We start from the raw sequence: 17,315 nt of genomic DNA on the forward strand, positions 1-17,315 counted from the left end.
TTAGTCTCTTCCCTAAGGATGATAGAGACAAGCGGGATATTTTGCCGATTTGGTAATTGAGCTTGAAATGTACTTGGAGTGAGATTACTTTCTCCAAAGTCCTTTGCCTTTTTGTCTGGCTTGGCGTTGAAGCTGGACAAAAAGGTTTTCGTTTTTTACATTTGGGGGGAAGGTGGCTACCGTAGCATAGCCTTCCTTGACTAGTAAAGCATTGAAAAAAGTCCCATCTTCAAGGTAAACATAGGCTAAAGTTCGCTGGTACCGGTCCCTTCGCTGTACATCATATTCCAACCTGACTTTTTTTCCTGTCAAAAACTTTTTGGCAAAATCTGAACTTTCCTTTCCGAAATACTCTACTCGAGTTCGACCGGTATTTCTGACTTCAGGTGTATCCACACCGATCAATCGGATTTTTTCCTCTCTTCCATCAGGATTTATCACCCAAAAAGTATCCCCATCTACTACTTTGCTTACTGGTAAGAAATCGGAAGTTTTTTGGGCTAGAACCGACAGTGAAAGAAAGAGTAGGCAAGCGATAAGGCAAGAGAAAGCTGTTTTTTTCATGTTGCGGTGATAAGGCAGAAATGAAAATTAGCTTAAAAATTTGATTTAGGAATAAAAGCCAGAAAAGTCCACTGAAAATTGAGGGAATAAAAAGCGGATAAATTTTGAGTTTTATCCGCTTTTTGGGACTGATTTAATGATCACCACTTGACCTGATACCGGATTAATATAGGATCTTCCTCGTCATTTAATTGCTGTGAGGCTGCCTCAAGTCTTTTACCAAGTTCCACTCCAAGAGACTGATCTTCCAAAATTCCATTCCAGTCTTCAGTGTAGAGTAAGCGATAAAAATATTCCCCGTCTGAAAAAGATCTCCCAGACATTTGTTTTACGATTTTAGTGGCCTTGATTGCGTTTTTTTCCGGATGAATAAAGACTTCAAAAAGCGGTAAATTATCAGGTAAGGTTTCCATTTTCTCTAATTCAGACATGGGAATCGGAGCGGGTTTTATTCCAAAAGCATGAAAACTTATACTTTCACCTGCCACATTAATATCGCCCAAATTGAGATCATAATCCTGTGTGGAAATCATTCCTGCTAATTCTTCATCCAATTGATCCTCAGTTTTCATCCGCATCTCTTCGGGTAATCTCCGGTCTCCATAGGACAATGCCAGCAAGGCTTTTACCTTCCCATCAGCATAATGATAAAGGGTATCCGAGAAGCCGAAGTTAAGTAAATAACCATCTTGATATGGAGCAATCGCACCATCTCCACCAGAACCTGAAGCAGGGTAGCTTTTGAGAGGAAGAAATTCATAGGTAATTGAATCTTTGTCGAAAATCGCAAAGTTTTGGGTAAATCCGTCTTTGTCTGCTTCAGTCCCCCGCAATGCTAAAAACCAAGTTTTAGCGTCCAAAGCTTCCAAATCCGAAATCGAATAAAAGGTTCCGTCCTTATTGGGATTGATTCTCCGGATAATATCCATTTTATCGTCAAATTCCAGCAAAGTAAAATCCGAAACCACCGCCAATTGATTATCGACGGTAATACCAAATTGATCAATGTTCCCATACTCATTGGGACCACCGCCTTTTCGATCGATGGTTTGAAGATGATTTCCGCTGTAATCAAACAGGTGTAAAGTAGGATTCATGTAGGGATCGGTGTTGAGAAAAATCTTATCCTCAGCAAAAGCAAGAAATGGATCAAATCCAAAATACTGAACGGGAGTTCCTTCAGGGAATTTTAGTGGAATAAACTCAACCGAAGCAAGCACATTTTCGGGCTTATCGACAACCCCCTCATGGAGTTCGAAAGTTGGGAAATCACGGGAGATATTTTCCTCATTTGGGCTGCTACAAGCAAGAATTAAAACAAATAAACTGCACCGTCCGGAATATTTAAGAGTCATATTTTTTCTTTGATTAGTAAAAAATTTTAACCCTTAAATATGTTTCCAAAAAGAATTAATTCAAAACATACCGGAAGTTTTCTTATTTCTCACAGATTTCTTTCAGCTTTTCCAAGGCTTTTGGCCACATCGCATTAAAGTGATCCTTGTATTCACCCACAGACTCAATATCGACCTGAAGAACGGTTTTGCCATTTTTGGATGTAAAAGTATAGTTCTCAGTAACCCCTTGAAAAGTTTCGATTTCCGGCCCTGAGGTAATTTCCTTTCCCTTGTCAATCATGCCCAAATGCTCAATAGAAATGTAGTGATCGGGAATGTGCTCAAGAATTTTGCTGACCATTCCGGATTTCTCACCATTCTCATCTTGGGTCAAAAAATAGATTTGGCTTCCTTTTTCCCAGCTGCCTTCATAGTAGGAGCCCGGAGAAAAAGGTGCAGTCCAAATAGGATAAGTTGCCTTATCGAGCATCTGGGGTGTCACCTGCGAAACAGGCGCTTGAATTTCAATTTCAAAGTGAAGGGCATCGGGAGCTATTTTTTCCACATAGTTTTTAAAATTAGCTAGAATTGCTTGCCAACCGTTTCGCTGAAGTTCCTCAGAGTGGGATTTTTCCGTCTCAAAAGTTTCAGTTACAATACTCTCCTGACCCGATTGAGTAAAGGTGATATCCACCGATCTTCCATCTTCGATGAGGTAGCTGAGTTTTTTATTAGGGATAATGCTCTGATAAGTTCCGTTAATATCAAAGCCCATGCTGCCATCCTTTGCTTCCATTCGATGGGTGAATTTGCCGCCGATTTTCAACTCCCCTTTTGCCCAGGGACAATGCCAATCCCCGGATGCAAAATTCCAATGGGGGACATGTCTTGAACTCGTAAATGCGGTCCAAGTGAGATTGATCGGAGCGGTAATTTGAGTTTGGATGGTGATTTTCATAGTGCTATGTAGTTTGGGTCTTGAAAATTTACGTAAAACTGATGAATAGTAACTTGTGGCAAGTGGATTTTGTATTTACTCACATGTTGAAAAGAGGGTATAAAAGAGGTATTATTCTTTCCTAAATTAATAGGAATTGAAAAGGGTGATTTTTATTTTTCCATCCACTGGAGGAATTCGGGGGTTTGATTTTGACTGCAGATCAGCAGTCGAGCTACTCCTATTAGTTTGATGGCTACCGAATTTTTGGAATAGCGCTCGGTAGCCTGAACAAAACCTTTGTTGACTACCTCACTTCGGTTTATCCTGAAAAATTGGGCAGGATCCAAAAAAGCCTGGACTTGTTTAAGTGTGGTTTCTTTTAGTAAATGTTTTTTTCCAGCACGGTCCTCAGCGAAAACGACTCCATGTTCTGCGAGAAAGAATACCACTTGACCGATTTCCAAAAAGTAGGTTCCTTTAGCATAGGGCACGGTGATTCGCGTTTTAAAATTAGGTTTTGTTTTTCCTCTGGCGTCCATCAGTTGATGGATCTGCGCTATCATAGTGGATGGATCAGCGGGTTTCTGAGTGAGAAAAAGAAATTTATCCCAGGCTTTTTGGAATTGGTCAAGGCTGAAAGGCTTCAGTAAATAAGCGATTCCATGGCTTTGGAAGGCTTGCATCCAAAATTCATGATAGGCTGTGGTGAAAATAATGGGGCAGGGGAGCTTTACCTCTTCAAAAATTTGAAAAGCATTTCCGTCTCTCAGTTCGATGTCGGAGATGATCAAATCCAGTTTTGGACGCTTGCTCAAAAATTCAATCCCATCTGCCACGGACTCCAAGCAGTCGACCAGGTGTGTAGGCTGCTGCATTTCTTTTAGGTAACGCACTAGTTTTTTTTGGGCAGGAATTTCATCCTCTAGGATCAGGATATGGATCATGGGGTCAGCGGGAGAGTGACTGTAAATTGATTTTCAGATTCCTTAATTTTCAGCGAATGGCCATTGATAAGCTCAACTTGTTTCTTAAGGTTGCTTAGGCCTCTGCCTCCTGTATGTCTAGGCTTTTGAAAGGGGATTCGGTTATTGCTGACAATTAGATTATCACTTAATCGAACTTGTATAGTTACTGGGTTTTTGATGGTGCCAAAATTGTGAAAAACGGCATTTTCGATCAAGAGCTGTAAAGTCAAAGGAGGAAGCTTTCCAGTTGGGCTTTCTAAAATAATTTCCAAGCGGTAGGCATCTCCAAATTTTTCTTCCATGAGCTTAAAATAGTTTTTTGCAAAACTCAATTCGTCCTCCCAAGAAACCAATTTCATTTCAGATTTTGCAAGGGCATAGCGGTAGAGTTCAGCAAAATTCTGTAAAAAGGTAGCTGCGGATTTTTGATTTTCCTCAATCAACTGATCTAGGACATTGAGATTATTAAATAAAAAGTGGGGGTTAAGCTGCTGCTTGAGGGATTGAATTTTGGATTCGGCCAAAGCCAAATCATAGGATGAAATGGCTTCTTGATGCGCTTTTGATTTTTGCAGGAGTAAAAAGGCTACGTAAAACCCCCCATAAATCACGAAGTCTAAAATTCGGGAAACCATGCTGCTGAGGATAATTTCTGAAGTGAAGTTTCGCTCCCAAGTATCAAATACCAAGGCAATAAGCATGGAAATGATAGTGATTATAATCAAGTAAGCCATCAATCCCACCAAAAAACTCAGTACTACTTTTCCCCAATCCAAAGGGATCCAGGACGGAGGATGAAATTTCTGAAAAGTAAGACGTAAAAAAAGGATAATCAATAGTACTTGAGGAATGGTGACCAAGGCCGATTCCGGAGTAAGCACATACCAGTCAATCAGCTGTCCAGGTGCTACTCGATGTCGAATGGAGTCCAGGTATGCAAATAGGAAAACCAAGCCTAAAAAGCCTGGACTTACTTGGAGTCGAGCGAATAATTGCTTCATGCTGGGAGTAAAAAAGGGGAGATCTCTCCCCCTCACTTAGTTTTATTTATTTTTCTGGCCACGAACTGGTAACATTCCCGTTTTGGTCGAAAGCCTCCAATTTGGGATTATTGTTTTTGTCCAGATAGAACATCGCGCGGGGCATTCCCCGATCGTCAAACAAAAATAAACCGTTGTTTTGACTTCTTGATTTGCCAAGCATAATTCTTGGGGCACCTCCAATCAATTCCTGCGATTGATATTCGGCATACTTCTTTTTGAAAGCCTCTGGATCATTTTTCCGGAGTTCACTCAATTCTCGCATAATTTCAGCTGTTTTTTCTTGCGTTTCTTTTGCTGGGCGATCATTGAAGACCAAGGAGGAACTCACATATCGCTCATCGCCTTGCTGGGAATCAGTGGTTAATAATTGCATTACCTGATCGCCATTGTACTGGTCAAAAGTTAAAGAAAGGCCTGCGCTATGACCATTTTCTTTCTTTTCCCCATCGTAAATCAATCCTCCGCACTCCAAGCCATCTTCATTAAAAAATAGCATTCCTGCTCGTTTTTTTCGATCGGTGTTGGTCGGTCTTCCGTTGATTTTTTCTGTTCCATTGGGGAAAAGCCCTGCATTGGTCACGATAAGTTTAACCGTTCCATCCGCTTCCACAATGTTGATTCGCTGCACATCGATGGTTTCAAATTGTTGATTACCGCTTCCTTTGAAGGAGGAGAAGAAAAGAAGGGAAGAACTGATCGCTGCTGTGGCAGCAAAAGTTCTAAGAAAGATAAGTTCCTTGTTCATGTGTTTGTTGGTTTAAATTGATAGTCAAAAGTAAGAGAGAGGTAAGGGGGGAGAAACCCAGAAAAAACAAGCGCAGGAAAATTTCAAATGAATGAGGAAAAAGAGGACGTTAGCATTTTATTTCTTTTACGTGAAAATAAAGGAAAAGTAAGCGTATCTTCTATTGTGCTACCAATCAATTACTTGTATCTTGATCAAAGTTTTCTGTTTACTTTCTTAACTTCTTTTTATGGAAAATCTACTTCAAATCGCCATCAATGAAATTGGCGTTAAAGAAATTCCCGGAACGGGTAACAATCCTCAAATCCTGAACTATGCCCGAGAGTCGGGTTTTCCGGATTATGTTTCCGATGATGTAGCTTGGTGCAGTTTGTTTATGAACTGGGTAGCACAAAAATCAGGACTGGAGCGGAGTAAAAGTTTAGCCGCTCGATCTTGGTTGAATTTTGGACTTCCAATTTCCAATCCAGAACCAGGAGATGTCGTCGTTTTTTGGAGGGGAGATCGTAATTCTTGGACCGGACATGTGGGAATATTTATGGGTTTTTCCCATGATCTGAAACGAATTTATTGCCTCGGTGGAAATCAAGGAAATCAGGTTTCAGTCACTGCTTATGGGGCAGGTAAATTGCTGGGATTTCGAAGATTGAGGCCGGATTCGGCAGTGGGATTTTCACGTAAAAATTTGGAAAAGGGAGATACCGGACAGGAGGTGATTTATCTGCAGGATGCGCTAAAACAGCTGGGTTTCGATCCGGGAACTTCGGATGGGGTTTTTGGACCAAAGACGCATCAAGCATTGATTGATTTTCAGTCTACCAATAATGACCTGACCCGCAACGGTATTTTTGATAAAGCGACCAGGGAGTTTTTAACCGAATTGCTAAATCGGTAGGCCTAAGATTACCTGTGAATTTATCAACAAGTTGGGTTGGTAAGTTAATACCAGATCATCTGCCAAAGAGCATTTCTATCCTTTATTGGGAAAAAGAAAGATTGGATAAAGAGTGAGGATAGTTAGATTGAGTTAAGAAAAGATTAATTAAGGAATTTCCCTATTTTAAAAACCTGCTAAAGATGAAAAAAATACTTCTACTAGTTTTCATGATGGCCTTTCTTTTTTTTGCAGTAGATGCCCAGGAGATCACAGGGCAATGGAATGGAGTGTTAACGGTGCAGGGAGTGCGACTCAGGCTTGTATTTGATGTTGTCCAGACTTCGGAAGGTTTGAGTTCGACCATGGACAGTCCAGATCAAGGAGTCAAAGGAATTCCCACCACTACGACGAGTTTTGAGAATTCAATTTTAAAAATAACGCTCGATGGTCCACAAATAGCATATGAAGGTAAGCTGGGAGATGATCAGGTCATCAGTGGTGAGTTTCGACAGGGAGGGCAGACATTTCCGCTAAATTTATCCAAGGAGGTTTTGGAAGAAAAAAAGCCCTCCAGGCCTCAGGAGCCCCAAAAGCCTTTTCCATATTATTCAGAGGACTTGACCTTTGAAAACCCGAATGCAGGGATAGACTTGGCAGGTACTTTGACTTTACCGCAAAAGGAGGGAGTTTTTCCTGCGGTAATTTTGATCAGTGGAAGTGGCCCGCAAAATCGGGATGAGGAGTTGCTCGGTCATAAACCGTTCTTGGTGATTTCGGATTTTTTGACACGGAATGGAATCGCAGTTTTGAGGTATGATGATAGAGGCACAGCCTTGTCAGAAGGGGATTTTAGATCTGCAACTAGTTTAGACTTTGCTGAGGATGCAAAAGCTGCGGTTGAGTATTTAAGAAGCAGAAAAGAAATTATTCCAACTAAAATAGGATTAATCGGTCATAGTGAAGGTGGGGTAGTCGCGTCAATGGTTGCCAGCAAAACGGTTGACGTGGCGTTTATTGTCCTTTTAGCCGGCACGGGAATCCCGGGGGATCAATTACTTTTATTGCAGCAGCAGTTGGTAGGTAAGGCTTCTGGAATGAGTGAGGAAAATTTACAAAAAGGAGCGACTATCAACAAAGAACTTTTTGCGATGGTGAAAAGCTCCACAAATCTCCATCAGTTGAATTCCGATATAAACAGCTTTCTTGTCGAAACCTTTGAGAATGATCCAAATCCTACACTACCAGGGGGAATGGGGATTGAAGAATTTGCAAAGCTTCAAGCTGACCAAATTGCCACACCATGGATGCAGTTTTTTGTAAAGTATGATCCTGCGGAAGCTTTGCAGAAAGTCAAATGTCCCGTGTTGGCCATAATTGGTGAAAAGGATTTACAAGTTCCTCCCAAGGAAAATTTATCGGCAATCCATGAAGCCCTGAAAAAGGGAGGAAATGAGCAAGTAACAACTAAAGAGCTTCCTGATTTGAACCACCTTTTCCAGGAAAGTACGACCGGTTCTCCAAGTGAGTATGCATCCATCGAACAAACCATTTCCCCTACGGCATTGACAGAAGTTTTGTCGTGGATCCAAGCTCAAGTGCAATAAAATAAATGGAATCAATGCTTCTCAAAGATGCAATTGATACCGGTGCTTTAGGTGGAATTGTCTGAAGGGAATCTTTAAAAGTCAAGCAAGAAATAAGTAAAATCTATGAAACATAAAGCCAAAATTACTTCGTTGCTCTCAGGAATTGGAGTGGGAGCGCTCTCGTATTGGTTTCAACCCTATAATTCTACTCTCGTTTTTGGGGTTTCTAGCTTTCTTATTCAGAGTATGGGTACATTTCTTGTGGCCTTTATTCTCCTTTCTTTTCTGAAAGAGAAGCCATCCAAAATCGCTCTATTTACAACACTAGGAGTATTGTTGGGGGTGTTTTTACGGATTTTTTATGATATCACATTTTGGGATTCTACCTCTCACAATTTATTCCCATTTGAACTTTTACTAGTTGGTTTACTAGTTTTGCCCAGTGCATTGTTGGGAGCTTATTTAGGCTTTCTTGTGTTCCAAAAATTTTGGACAAAAAGTTAAGACTTACTTCATTTTCAGTTAGGATTCAAAATTCCTGTTCGATAAAATTTTTTACTGAGTGAGAGTCCAAATTCCCAAAGAATCTAACTTTCAAAAGAGTTGAAAATTGTCTCTCATTCGCCAAAACTTTGGGTAAAATATCCTGCAAGTCGCTGTTGATTCTGAAATAAATATCTAAACGGTCTAAGTCACCTTACCTTATTATTTCTATTAGGGTCCTACAATTGCTCCACACAGAAATGTCAGATGTACAGCGAGTCAAAATTGAAAAAGGGAGAGCTAAAACTTGCCTTAGGTAAGTGAGGTTATTTACTAGCGATAAATCTGTCATCGGCCATTTTGCGTCTTTCCTCCATTTTTTTTCTAAATCGCTCTCGTTTCTCTTCCTTGACTCTGTTTATTCTTTTCCGGAAGATCAGGAATAAAATAAGGATGATGACAGGGATGACAATATAGATCACCAAATCGCTATCCTCGCTGAGATCTACTGGTCCGCTGGGTTTGGGAATTCCGGGTTGATTTTGGGCGAAAGTGAATAGAGGAAAAAGATAAGTCAGCCCAAAAATGGTGGTAATCTTTCCGATGGCTTTTAGCAGATGAGGCATTTTTTGAATTTTCGTTCTCTTTAAACTAATAAAAATCTCACTGAGAAGGAAATTTAATCGTTTGGAATTTGCTTTGGGGAAAAGATCAAAAAAAATAGGGCTCGATTGGAATTGCAATAGGTCTCGATTTTTCCGCAAGAAATCCGAGTAATATGATTAAAAATGAGTCAAGCGAAAAATAAAAAAGCCCCAAATGACTAAATTTTGGGGCTTTTCGAAAGATTTGATTAACTAAAAGCAGAGGAGGAGGGATTCGAACCCCCGGTACCTTGCGGTACAACGGTTTTCAAGACCGCCGCATTCGACCACTCTGCCACTCCTCTATTTCGAAAGGAACCTGATGTCCAATTCGGAATGCAAAACTAGTATGAAACTCTACTTTTGCAAAGTAATTCCAGTCAAATATTTTTAACTGATTGATTCATTTGGACTTAATTTTTTCAAAAAATCTAGGTTAAACCAATTCAGGGCCAATTTTGTGACATCTCAACCTAATCCAGTGCTCTGTCAGCAGGATGCTTTTCGTCTTTTTGGCTTTTTCGCTCATCAATCAAATCCAAGGTTACATTAACCTCAAATGAAATTAAAACAATCAAAGAAGTGATATAAAGCCACAGCATTAAGCCTATCAATGTTCCAATCGAGCCATAAAGCTTGTTGTAACTTGCGAAATTATTCAAGTAAAAGGTGAAAAGATAGAAACCTAGTGTAATTAGTAAACCTGCTAAATTGGCTCCAATAGAGAAAAAATGCCAGCGATCATGCACAGCTGGTGCGTAACGGAAAATTAATGCAGAGGTGAAATAAAATACAGCAATGAGGACAAGAAACTTGAGCGAGTTAAATAAAAAGATTAAAAACTCTGAATTGAATAATTGCATCTCCTCAATCCTGGAAATCACAAAGCCTCCCAGAATCATCACCGAACTTGCCAACACCACCGCTGCTACCAAGCTGAAAACGATCCCTGCCGCAATTACCCGACTCCTTAAAAAACCTCTACTTTCTTTAGTTCTATAGACCGAGTTAAACGAGCTCATCATAGACATGACCCCCTGAGTGGAGGCAAAAAGTGCGAAAAAGAAACCTAATGATAACAGGCTTTGTCTTGGCTTTGAAACAATATCCATAATTGTAGATTCCAACTCATTGTACATGTTTCCTGGTAAAATTTCCTGAACAAACATCAGGATGTTTTCTGTTGTCACATAGGGAATCAAATCTTGTAAATAAGGAATCAAGTTCAATAAAAAAAGGAGTAAGGGAAATAAGGCTATGGTAAAACTGAAGGCCATGGAACCTGCCCGTTCTGCGATATCATCTTTATATAACTGCTTCACAAAAAGCTCTCCCACATCATAGACATTTTTGTCAGGGTCCCCAAAGTGAATACGGCGTAAGCTTTGGGCCCAAGTCAACAAACGGTCTTGGATGTTTTCAATTTTTTGTTTTACCACGGGGTAAATCGGCTAAAAGTACGGTTTCAATAAATCTAACAAATTCTTTGGAGGTCTTGTTGGTTGATGGCTTTCTTTTTTCAAAAAGGTAAGCGTAGTCCAACCTTCGGTAATCAGTTCATTCTGTTCGTTATATACCTCATATTCAAACCGAATGCGTACCCCTGGAAGCAGGGGGATTTTGGTTTTGATTCTCAAAAGCTCATCGTATTTTCCCGGCTTGAGATAACGAAAGTGGCTTTCCAAGACAGGCATTATTACGCCCTCTTGCTCCATTTGATTGTAAGAAAAACCGATACTACGCATAGCTTCCACCCGAGCTACTTCAAAATACATTGCATAATTCCCGTAGTACACATAGCTCATTTGATCAGTTTCAGCATAGCGTACTCGTAATTCGGTCTCGGCTTGATACATGATTAATAAATTTTGGCGGCATTCAAGGCAGCCTGATACCTTCGGGCATTGGCATTGTGTTGAGCCAAATTGCTAGCAAAAGCATGATATCCTGAAAAATCCTCTTTTGCACAAAAATAAAGATAGTTGTGGTCCTCTGCATTGAGCACTGCCTCCAGTGCATTGATATCCGGTAAGTTAATGGGCCCCGGAGGCAGGCCAGTATACCGATAGGTATTGTATGGGCTGTCGGTTTCTTTGTGAATATTAAGCACCCGCTTGATGCTGAAATCTCCCATGGCAAACACTAAAGTGGGATCAGCCTGTAGAGGCATATTCAGCCTCAATCGATTGAGGTAAACCCCAGCAATTCTCGGTCGTTCGTCTGCTTTTTGACTTTCTGCTTGCACAATACTAGCCAGCGTTGAAACTTCAGTAAGGCTGAGTCCTCGGGCTTGGGCTTTTTCTTTTCGATTTTCCGTCCAAAAATCCTGATATTCTCGATACATCCGGTCAAAAAGCGCCTCTGGACTGGTATTCCACCAGACTTCGTAGGTATTGGGAATAAACATGCTCATTATGGTTTCTTCCTCAAAACCAAATTTGCGGATATTGACTGAATCCTGAATTAAAGCGAGAAACTGAGTTTCAGTTATTTCAAGATTGGAAGTAATTTTTTCCGCTAGATCTTCTTTGGTCCTGACGTTATTAAAGGTGATTCTGACTGGCGTTTGATTCCCGGATCTTAGCAGGCGAACCAGTTCAAGGTTGGTCATATTGGGCTGAATGGTATAAAGTCCCGGTTTGACTAATTCCTGATAATCCAAAATTTTAGCCACAAAGGCAAAGCTAACCGCATCGTTGATTAACTCCTCCTCAAAAAGTTTATTGGAGACAAATTGATAATTAGCATTACTCGGAATTCGGAAAGCCTGGGGTTGATCCCCTCTTGTCAGGACATTGGGGCTAAAAAAGACCTGGTAAAAATAAAAGGACATGGAAATCCCGAGTACCGAAAACGTGATAATCAGGATGAGTAGCAGTTTTTTCTTTTTATCCTCAAGCATAGTGGGCAAAAATAAATAATCCTCTTGAATAGAACGCAGTCAGTGAGCTTTTGATCATTCGAATTTGATTGAAATGAATAAAGTTTTACTCTTTTGGCTAAGTTTGTTCTTTACCGTCATTTATTTTCTATCAAATGTATCTCAATAAAATTACACCAATTGCGGTAAGTTGTGCACTGATTGTCCAGGATGGACTTGTCTTGGCGGTGAAGCGATCCAAAAAGATGGATTTGGCTGGATTTTGGGAATTTCCTGGAGGTAAGGTCGAACGCGATGAAAACCCAACGCAATGCTTGGTCCGTGAAATTAAAGAAGAGCTTGACTTGACTATTGAGTTGGTCTCAAAACTTACTCCTGTGATTTTTGATTATCCGGGAAAGCAGGTAGAATTGATCCCATTTTTGGCACGAATTAAGTCAGGTAAAATTCTTCTCAGAGAACATGAAAACGCTGCTTGGCTCGGGCAAAATGAACTTTTTAAACTAAATTGGGCTCCTGCAGATATTCCCATTGTACAGGAATTGAAGCAGATATGGAGTGAATTCTTTACAAACTAAAATTCCCAAAAAAATGGCTGCTGAATTTATTCGATTGTACGAAGAAAATCCTGACCCTAAGCGAATCAGACATATTGCCGAGCTACTCAGAGACGGGGCAGTGGTCATTTATCCGACCGATACGGTGTATGGAATGGGCTGTGATATCACCAATCAACGTGCAGTGGAGCGAATTGCAAAAATCAAGGGAATCAATCCAAAAAAACATAATTTCTCCTTTATCTGTGCCGACTTGAGTGATATCGCTCAATACACGCGAGTGATAGACAAACCCATTTTCAAAATGATGAAAAAAGCCTTTCCAGGACCTTTTACTTTTATTTTAGAAGCGAGTTCTCAAGTGCCTAAAATCATGCAGATGAATAAAAAAACGGTGGGTATACGAGTTCCCGATCATAATGTACCAAGAATGTTGGTCAAGGAATTAGGGCAACCTATTTTGACTACCTCAATTCATGACGAAGATGAAGTCGTCGAATACAGCACGGATCCGGAATTGATTTTCGAAAAATACCAAAATCTTGTCGATGTGGTCATTGATGGAGGTTACGGCCAAAATGTAGGTTCCACCATTTTGGATTGTACTGGGGAAGAAGTGGAGGTCAAGCGAGAAGGTTTGGGGCAATTGGAGGATATAGTTTGATGCGAGTAGATAAATCGCAATTCATCATTTCTATGGAATCCTATGAAGAATCAAATTCATTTTCTTTGGCAGCTCATATTTAGGCTGTTCACCTTAAGCGTTGGATTAGTTCTTTTGAGAATTTAAACCGCTAAATTTTTTAAAATTTATGCTTTCAGCTCACAAAACTTTATCTCCCTTCTTCTTCTGTGAGACGCGGATTATTTTATTCAATTTCCCCTTATTTTTGTAAATCCAGATCTACCTGTTCTAAAGTAAACCTATGTCCACCCTCGCCATTGACCTTCATTACCTGCCCAATCTCGAATTCTTTTGTGCAATTTGGGAGGCTGAGGAAATTTGGCTATGTCCTGAGGATACTTATCAACGGAAATCTTGGTTTAACCGAACGCAAATTAAGCTGACCAATAAAGTAGAAACCCTTTCGGTGCCCATTGTTGGAAGAAGGCCTAGAATTGCTTTAGATGCTGTATCGATTGACTATAGCCAAAATTGGCAAAAAAATCATCTCAGGGGAATTCAAAGTGCGTATGGCAAAGCACCATTTTTTGAGTTTTTTTTTCCTTATCTGGAACATGTTTTTGAAAAAAAACCTGCCTATTTGTGGGATCTCAATATGGAATTTCTGACAATCTGTCTTAAACTTGTCCAGCGACCTGTCAAATTGCGGCTGGTCAAAAAAGAACAGATTGCAGAGGTGGATAGGGATCTTAGGGGGCTCTTTAGGCCAGGAGAGGACTTTTTGGAGCGCAAATACTATCGGGCAGTGCCTTACATGCAGCTATTTGGCTTAGACTTTGAGCCAAATCTTTCTGTGCTGGATTTGCTCTTTTGTGAAGGGCCTTCCGCAGGAGGTCTTATCCGAAAGTCAATAAAAAAAGAATGAACAATCGTTAAATTGATTGTGTTTTTAAAACAAATTCGGTAACATACGTACAGGATTATTAAACAATCAGAAAGGAATTTAATGGAAGCAAAATTTTCGAACAGAGTCAAGGAGGTGATCTCACTCAGCCGCGAGGAAGCGCTTCGCCTGGGTCACGATTATATCGGTACAGAGCACCTCTTACTGGGGATGATTCGTGAAGGAGAAGGTGTGGCTGTTTCCATTCTTAAAAAGCTTGGAGTGCCTTTGGATGAGCTTCGGTCTTCGATCGAACGAGCCGTGAAGGGTACAGCAAACCATAATGTAAAGAACATGGCAAATATTCCTCTGACCCGACAGTCAGAGAAGGTATTGAAAATAACGTATCTGGAAGCTAAAATCTTTAAAAGTCAATTGATTGGAACGGAGCATTTGCTTCTCTCTATATTGAGAGATGAAGAAAATATTGCAACGCAGATTCTTAACAAATTTGACATTAACTATGAAGCCGTGAAAGAGATGCTTGAAATGCAATCTGACCCAGGAATGAACCCAAGAGGACGTGCTGAGGCGGAGGATTCAGATGACGATGGATCCAAGCTATTTGGAAATCCAGGTAGTGGGGGAGGAGCGTCCAAAGCTGGTGCAGAAAAATCACGGACTCCAGTATTGGACAATTTCGGACGAGACCTCACCAAAATGGCTGAGGATGACAAATTGGATCCGATTATTGGCCGGGAAAAAGAAATTGAGCGGGTAGCGCAGATTCTTTCACGAAGAAAAAAGAACAACCCAATCCTCATTGGTGAACCCGGAGTAGGTAAAACGGCAATTGCTGAAGGTTTGGCTCTTCGGATTATTCAGAAAAAAGTATCTCGAGTATTGTTTAACAAGCGAGTGGTAACATTGGATTTGGCCTCACTTGTTGCAGGAACAAAATACCGGGGGCAATTTGAAGAGCGGATGAAGGCTGTCATGAACGAGCTGGAAAAGTCTCCGAATGTTATCTTATTCATAGATGAGCTGCATACCATTGTAGGTGCAGGTGGAGCTTCGGGGTCTTTGGATGCTTCTAATATGTTTAAGCCAGCACTCGCCCGTGGAGAAATCCAATGTATCGGAGCGACTACGCTAGATGAATACCGTCAATACATTGAAAAGGATGGAGCATTGGCACGAAGATTTCAAATGGTTATGGTCGACGCCACCTCTCCGGAAGAAACCATTCAAATCCTCAATAATATTAAGGATAAATACGAGGATCATCACAATGTAAATTATACGCCCGAAGCGATAGAAGCCTGTGTAAAAATGTCAGACAGGTATATCTCTGACCGATTCCTTCCGGATAAAGCCATTGATATTTTGGATGAAGCAGGGGCGCGAGTTCACATTAATAATATTCACGTTCCTGAAGATATTTTGAAGCTTGAAGAAGAAGTGGAAAATATCAAAACGGAGAAAAATCGAGTAGTCAAGTCTCAGAAATATGAGGAAGCGGCACAGTTGCGAGACAAAGAGAAAAAATTGTTAGAGCAACTTGAACAAGCCAAACTTCGCTGGGAAGAGGAAAGTAAATCGAAACGATTTACGGTGGATGAGGACAGTGTAGCCGAAGTGATCGCCATGATGACTGGAATTCCTGCCAAGCGAATCGCTCAAAATGAAGGAGCGAAATTGTTGAACATGAATACTGAGCTTTCCGATAAAGTAATTGGTCAGGATGAAGCGATTAAGAAGCTAACCAAAGCCATTCAACGAACTCGGGTTGGATTAAAAGATCCTAAAAAACCAATCGGATCCTTTATTTTCTTAGGACCAACCGGTGTAGGTAAAACCGAATTGGCAAAGATGCTGGCCACTTACCTATTCGATAAGGAGGATTCCTTGATTCGAATTGACATGTCTGAGTACATGGAGAAATTCTCAGTTTCCCGTTTGGTGGGAGCACCTCCAGGATACGTGGGTTATGAGGAAGGTGGACAGCTAACCGAGAAGGTGAGAAGAAAGCCATATTCTGTGGTTCTACTTGATGAAATCGAAAAAGCTCATCCAGATGTCTTCAATATTCTACTTCAAGTGTTGGACGACGGCATTTTAACTGATGGATTGGGTAGAAGAGTTGATTTCCGAAATACCATCATTATCATGACTTCTAATATTGGGGTTCGTGATTTAAAGGACTTTGGTGCAGGAATAGGGTTTGCAAGCAAAGCAAAGCAGGACAATCAAGATGAAATCATGAAGTCCACAATTCAGTCTGCTTTGAAAAAAGCCTTCAGTCCCGAATTTCTCAATCGATTGGATGATGTGGTAGTATTCAATTCACTGACTCAGGATCATATCTTCAAGATTATCGATATTTCCTTGAAGAAACTCTTCCATAGAATAACTGACTTGGGTTATCAAATCGAGCTGACTGAAAAAGCAAAAGCTTTCCTTGCCGAAAAAGGCTACGATCAGCAGTACGGTGCAAGACCCCTTAATCGTGCGATTCAGAAATATTTGGAGGATGCGGTAGCTGAGGAAATCCTAAAAGGCGATTTGTCCGAAGGAGATGTAATTACAGCTGACTATCCGGGAGAAGGATCTGAATTAACTATTTCTGTGAAAAAGAAAGAGAAAGCTGAGGAATAATAGTCAATTTGACAAAAGTAAAAAATCCCTAGACTGCTGAAGTTTAGGGATTTTTTCCTAATAGCCATTTCGTTGAAGGTATTCAGATTAGGACCCAATCCTTTTGGCTGCAGTTTTTATTCCTAACAACTCTTCCTTTTATTCAAATCGACAGAATAAAAAACAATAACGAAACCGCCAAAATCAAGGTCATTACTTTGGCTTTTTCTAGGGTTTCTTTGGTAATTTTTCGCTTTCGAAGCACCAATACAGCAAGACTCAGACCGATCAGTTGCAGTAAAATAGCCACTCCATTGAGGGGGCCCATGGGCGCTTGATAAAATATAAAGTGGGAATTAAGCAGGGAAATAGTTCCCAAGACAATTCCGGTAATTCCAAATAAAAAGGAGCGCTGCAATAAGATTCCTTCCGGCTGATTGGTCCATTTCATACTTGCGAGACTTAGATTAAGCCTCGAAGATAAGCAAGCCACTATCAATTCGTAGCCTTTAAAGGCGAATTCCTGATTATTTATCCCAGTTTTTTGG

The 17,315-nt window shown here is 40.5% G+C and carries 18 protein-coding genes and 1 tRNA gene; 7 read left to right on the forward strand and 12 right to left on the reverse strand.

The genetic code is table 11. The annotated features are described in order from the left end of the window. Window positions 1-84: 84 nt before the first annotated feature. From Q0L00_RS17040 to Q0L00_RS17065, 6 genes are all read right to left on the reverse strand, one after another. Window positions 85-564, reverse strand: a complete 480-nt coding sequence (locus Q0L00_RS17040) for a thermonuclease family protein (RefSeq protein WP_297338098.1) — start codon at window positions 562-564, stop codon at window positions 85-87. Window positions 565-704: 140 nt separating this feature from the next. Beyond that, window positions 705-1,919 carry a 6-bladed beta-propeller gene (locus Q0L00_RS17045; RefSeq protein WP_297338099.1) on the reverse strand — a complete coding sequence of 405 codons (1,215 nt, stop codon included), beginning with the start codon at window positions 1,917-1,919 and terminating at the stop codon, window positions 705-707. 82 nt (window positions 1,920-2,001) lie between these two features. Beyond that, window positions 2,002-2,859 (reverse strand): SRPBCC domain-containing protein, encoded by an 858-nt coding sequence (locus tag Q0L00_RS17050; protein ID WP_297338100.1) that lies wholly within the window; start codon window positions 2,857-2,859, stop codon window positions 2,002-2,004. A gap of 152 nt (window positions 2,860-3,011) precedes the next feature. Continuing rightward, the gene (locus Q0L00_RS17055; RefSeq protein ID WP_297338101.1) at window positions 3,012-3,785 is read right to left on the reverse strand and encodes a LytTR family DNA-binding domain-containing protein; all 774 of its coding nucleotides are present in this window, start codon (window positions 3,783-3,785) and stop codon (window positions 3,012-3,014) included. After that, window positions 3,782-4,807, reverse strand: a complete 1,026-nt coding sequence (locus Q0L00_RS17060; protein WP_297338102.1) for a histidine kinase — start codon at window positions 4,805-4,807, stop codon at window positions 3,782-3,784. The genes Q0L00_RS17055 and Q0L00_RS17060 overlap by 4 nt, the downstream gene beginning before the upstream one ends. A 46-nt stretch (window positions 4,808-4,853) precedes the next feature. After that, window positions 4,854-5,594 carry a hypothetical protein gene (locus Q0L00_RS17065; protein WP_297338103.1) on the reverse strand — a complete coding sequence of 247 codons (741 nt, stop codon included), beginning with the start codon at window positions 5,592-5,594 and terminating at the stop codon, window positions 4,854-4,856. A gap of 229 nt (window positions 5,595-5,823) precedes the next feature. On the opposite strand from Q0L00_RS17065, the gene Q0L00_RS17070 reads away from it, so the two are divergent. The 3 genes from Q0L00_RS17070 (at window position 5,824) to Q0L00_RS17080 (ending at window position 8,561) form a co-directional block, all read left to right on the forward strand. Beyond that, window positions 5,824-6,489 carry a TIGR02594 family protein gene (locus tag Q0L00_RS17070; RefSeq protein WP_297338104.1) on the forward strand — a complete coding sequence of 222 codons (666 nt, stop codon included), beginning with the start codon at window positions 5,824-5,826 and terminating at the stop codon, window positions 6,487-6,489. Window positions 6,490-6,671: 182 nt separating this feature from the next. Next, window positions 6,672-8,075: an alpha/beta hydrolase gene (locus Q0L00_RS17075; protein WP_297338105.1), complete on the forward strand. Its 1,404-nt coding sequence runs from the start codon at window positions 6,672-6,674 to the stop codon at window positions 8,073-8,075. Between the two features lie 105 nt (window positions 8,076-8,180). Next, complete coding sequence (locus Q0L00_RS17080) at window positions 8,181-8,561, forward strand: hypothetical protein (protein ID WP_297338106.1); 381 nt, start codon at window positions 8,181-8,183, stop codon at window positions 8,559-8,561. 305 nt (window positions 8,562-8,866) lie between these two features. Here the strand turns inward: Q0L00_RS17080 and Q0L00_RS17085 are convergent, their stop codons facing one another. The 5 genes from Q0L00_RS17085 to mltG form a co-directional block, all read right to left on the reverse strand. After that, entirely contained in the window at window positions 8,867-9,166 is a 300-nt protein-coding gene (locus Q0L00_RS17085) for a hypothetical protein (RefSeq protein WP_297338107.1), read from the reverse strand. Between the two features lie 238 nt (window positions 9,167-9,404). Continuing rightward, window positions 9,405-9,489 (reverse strand) — tRNA-Ser (locus tag Q0L00_RS17090). 168 nt (window positions 9,490-9,657) lie between these two features. Next, window positions 9,658-10,623 (reverse strand): YihY/virulence factor BrkB family protein, encoded by a 966-nt coding sequence (locus Q0L00_RS17095; RefSeq protein WP_297338108.1) that lies wholly within the window; start codon window positions 10,621-10,623, stop codon window positions 9,658-9,660. 12 nt (window positions 10,624-10,635) lie between these two features. Next, window positions 10,636-11,040 (reverse strand): thioesterase family protein, encoded by a 405-nt coding sequence (locus Q0L00_RS17100; protein WP_297338109.1) that lies wholly within the window; start codon window positions 11,038-11,040, stop codon window positions 10,636-10,638. Between the two features lie 2 nt (window positions 11,041-11,042). Then, window positions 11,043-12,086, reverse strand: a complete 1,044-nt coding sequence (mltG, locus tag Q0L00_RS17105) for an endolytic transglycosylase MltG (protein WP_297338110.1) — start codon at window positions 12,084-12,086, stop codon at window positions 11,043-11,045. A 134-nt stretch (window positions 12,087-12,220) separates the two neighbouring features. Here mltG and Q0L00_RS17110 point away from each other — a divergent pair, with 134 nt between their 5' ends. From Q0L00_RS17110 to Q0L00_RS17125, 4 genes are all read left to right on the forward strand, one after another. After that, window positions 12,221-12,643: a (deoxy)nucleoside triphosphate pyrophosphohydrolase gene (locus tag Q0L00_RS17110; protein ID WP_297338111.1), complete on the forward strand. Its 423-nt coding sequence runs from the start codon at window positions 12,221-12,223 to the stop codon at window positions 12,641-12,643. A 13-nt stretch (window positions 12,644-12,656) separates the two neighbouring features. Further along, window positions 12,657-13,286, forward strand: coding sequence for an L-threonylcarbamoyladenylate synthase (locus Q0L00_RS17115; protein WP_297338112.1), 630 nt, complete (start codon window positions 12,657-12,659; stop codon window positions 13,284-13,286). A gap of 262 nt (window positions 13,287-13,548) precedes the next feature. Continuing rightward, a complete protein-coding gene (locus Q0L00_RS17120) occupies window positions 13,549-14,172 on the forward strand; it encodes a WbqC family protein (RefSeq protein WP_297338113.1) in 624 nt (207 codons plus the stop codon). Between the two features lie 81 nt (window positions 14,173-14,253). Next, window positions 14,254-16,788 carry an ATP-dependent Clp protease ATP-binding subunit gene (locus tag Q0L00_RS17125; RefSeq protein WP_297338114.1) on the forward strand — a complete coding sequence of 845 codons (2,535 nt, stop codon included), beginning with the start codon at window positions 14,254-14,256 and terminating at the stop codon, window positions 16,786-16,788. Between the two features lie 142 nt (window positions 16,789-16,930). Here the strand turns inward: Q0L00_RS17125 and Q0L00_RS17130 are convergent, their stop codons facing one another. Then, window positions 16,931-17,218 (reverse strand): hypothetical protein, encoded by a 288-nt coding sequence (locus tag Q0L00_RS17130; RefSeq protein WP_297338115.1) that lies wholly within the window; start codon window positions 17,216-17,218, stop codon window positions 16,931-16,933. Window positions 17,219-17,315: the final 97 nt, after the last annotated feature.

Source organism: Algoriphagus sp. (assembly GCF_024305035.1).
GTDB lineage: Bacteria > Bacteroidota > Bacteroidia > Cytophagales > Cyclobacteriaceae > Algoriphagus.

Bases quoted from the DNA above. Each gene is read 5' to 3' on its own strand.
- Q0L00_RS17040 (WP_297338098.1), bottom strand. From the start codon at position 564: ATGAAAAAAACAGCTTTCTCTTGCCTTATCGCTTGCCTACTCTTTCTT.
- Q0L00_RS17045 (WP_297338099.1), bottom strand. From the start codon at position 1,919: ATGACTCTTAAATATTCCGGACGGTGCAGTTTATTTGTTTTAATTCTT.
- Q0L00_RS17050 (WP_297338100.1), bottom strand. From the start codon at position 2,859: ATGAAAATCACCATCCAAACTCAAATTACCGCTCCGATCAATCTCACT.
- Q0L00_RS17055 (WP_297338101.1), bottom strand. From the start codon at position 3,785: ATGATCCATATCCTGATCCTAGAGGATGAAATTCCTGCCCAAAAAAAA.
- Q0L00_RS17060 (WP_297338102.1), bottom strand. From the start codon at position 4,807: ATGAAGCAATTATTCGCTCGACTCCAAGTAAGTCCAGGCTTTTTAGGC.
- Q0L00_RS17065 (WP_297338103.1), bottom strand. From the start codon at position 5,594: ATGAACAAGGAACTTATCTTTCTTAGAACTTTTGCTGCCACAGCAGCG.
- Q0L00_RS17070 (WP_297338104.1), top strand. From the start codon at position 5,824: ATGGAAAATCTACTTCAAATCGCCATCAATGAAATTGGCGTTAAAGAA.
- Q0L00_RS17075 (WP_297338105.1), top strand. From the start codon at position 6,672: ATGAAAAAAATACTTCTACTAGTTTTCATGATGGCCTTTCTTTTTTTT.
- Q0L00_RS17080 (WP_297338106.1), top strand. From the start codon at position 8,181: ATGAAACATAAAGCCAAAATTACTTCGTTGCTCTCAGGAATTGGAGTG.
- Q0L00_RS17085 (WP_297338107.1), bottom strand. From the start codon at position 9,166: ATGCCTCATCTGCTAAAAGCCATCGGAAAGATTACCACCATTTTTGGG.
- Q0L00_RS17100 (WP_297338109.1), bottom strand. From the start codon at position 11,040: ATGTATCAAGCCGAGACCGAATTACGAGTACGCTATGCTGAAACTGAT.
- mltG (WP_297338110.1), bottom strand. From the start codon at position 12,086: ATGCTTGAGGATAAAAAGAAAAAACTGCTACTCATCCTGATTATCACG.
- Q0L00_RS17110 (WP_297338111.1), top strand. From the start codon at position 12,221: ATGTATCTCAATAAAATTACACCAATTGCGGTAAGTTGTGCACTGATT.
- Q0L00_RS17115 (WP_297338112.1), top strand. From the start codon at position 12,657: ATGGCTGCTGAATTTATTCGATTGTACGAAGAAAATCCTGACCCTAAG.
- Q0L00_RS17120 (WP_297338113.1), top strand. From the start codon at position 13,549: ATGTCCACCCTCGCCATTGACCTTCATTACCTGCCCAATCTCGAATTC.
- Q0L00_RS17125 (WP_297338114.1), top strand. From the start codon at position 14,254: ATGGAAGCAAAATTTTCGAACAGAGTCAAGGAGGTGATCTCACTCAGC.
- Q0L00_RS17130 (WP_297338115.1), bottom strand. From the start codon at position 17,218: ATGAAATGGACCAATCAGCCGGAAGGAATCTTATTGCAGCGCTCCTTT.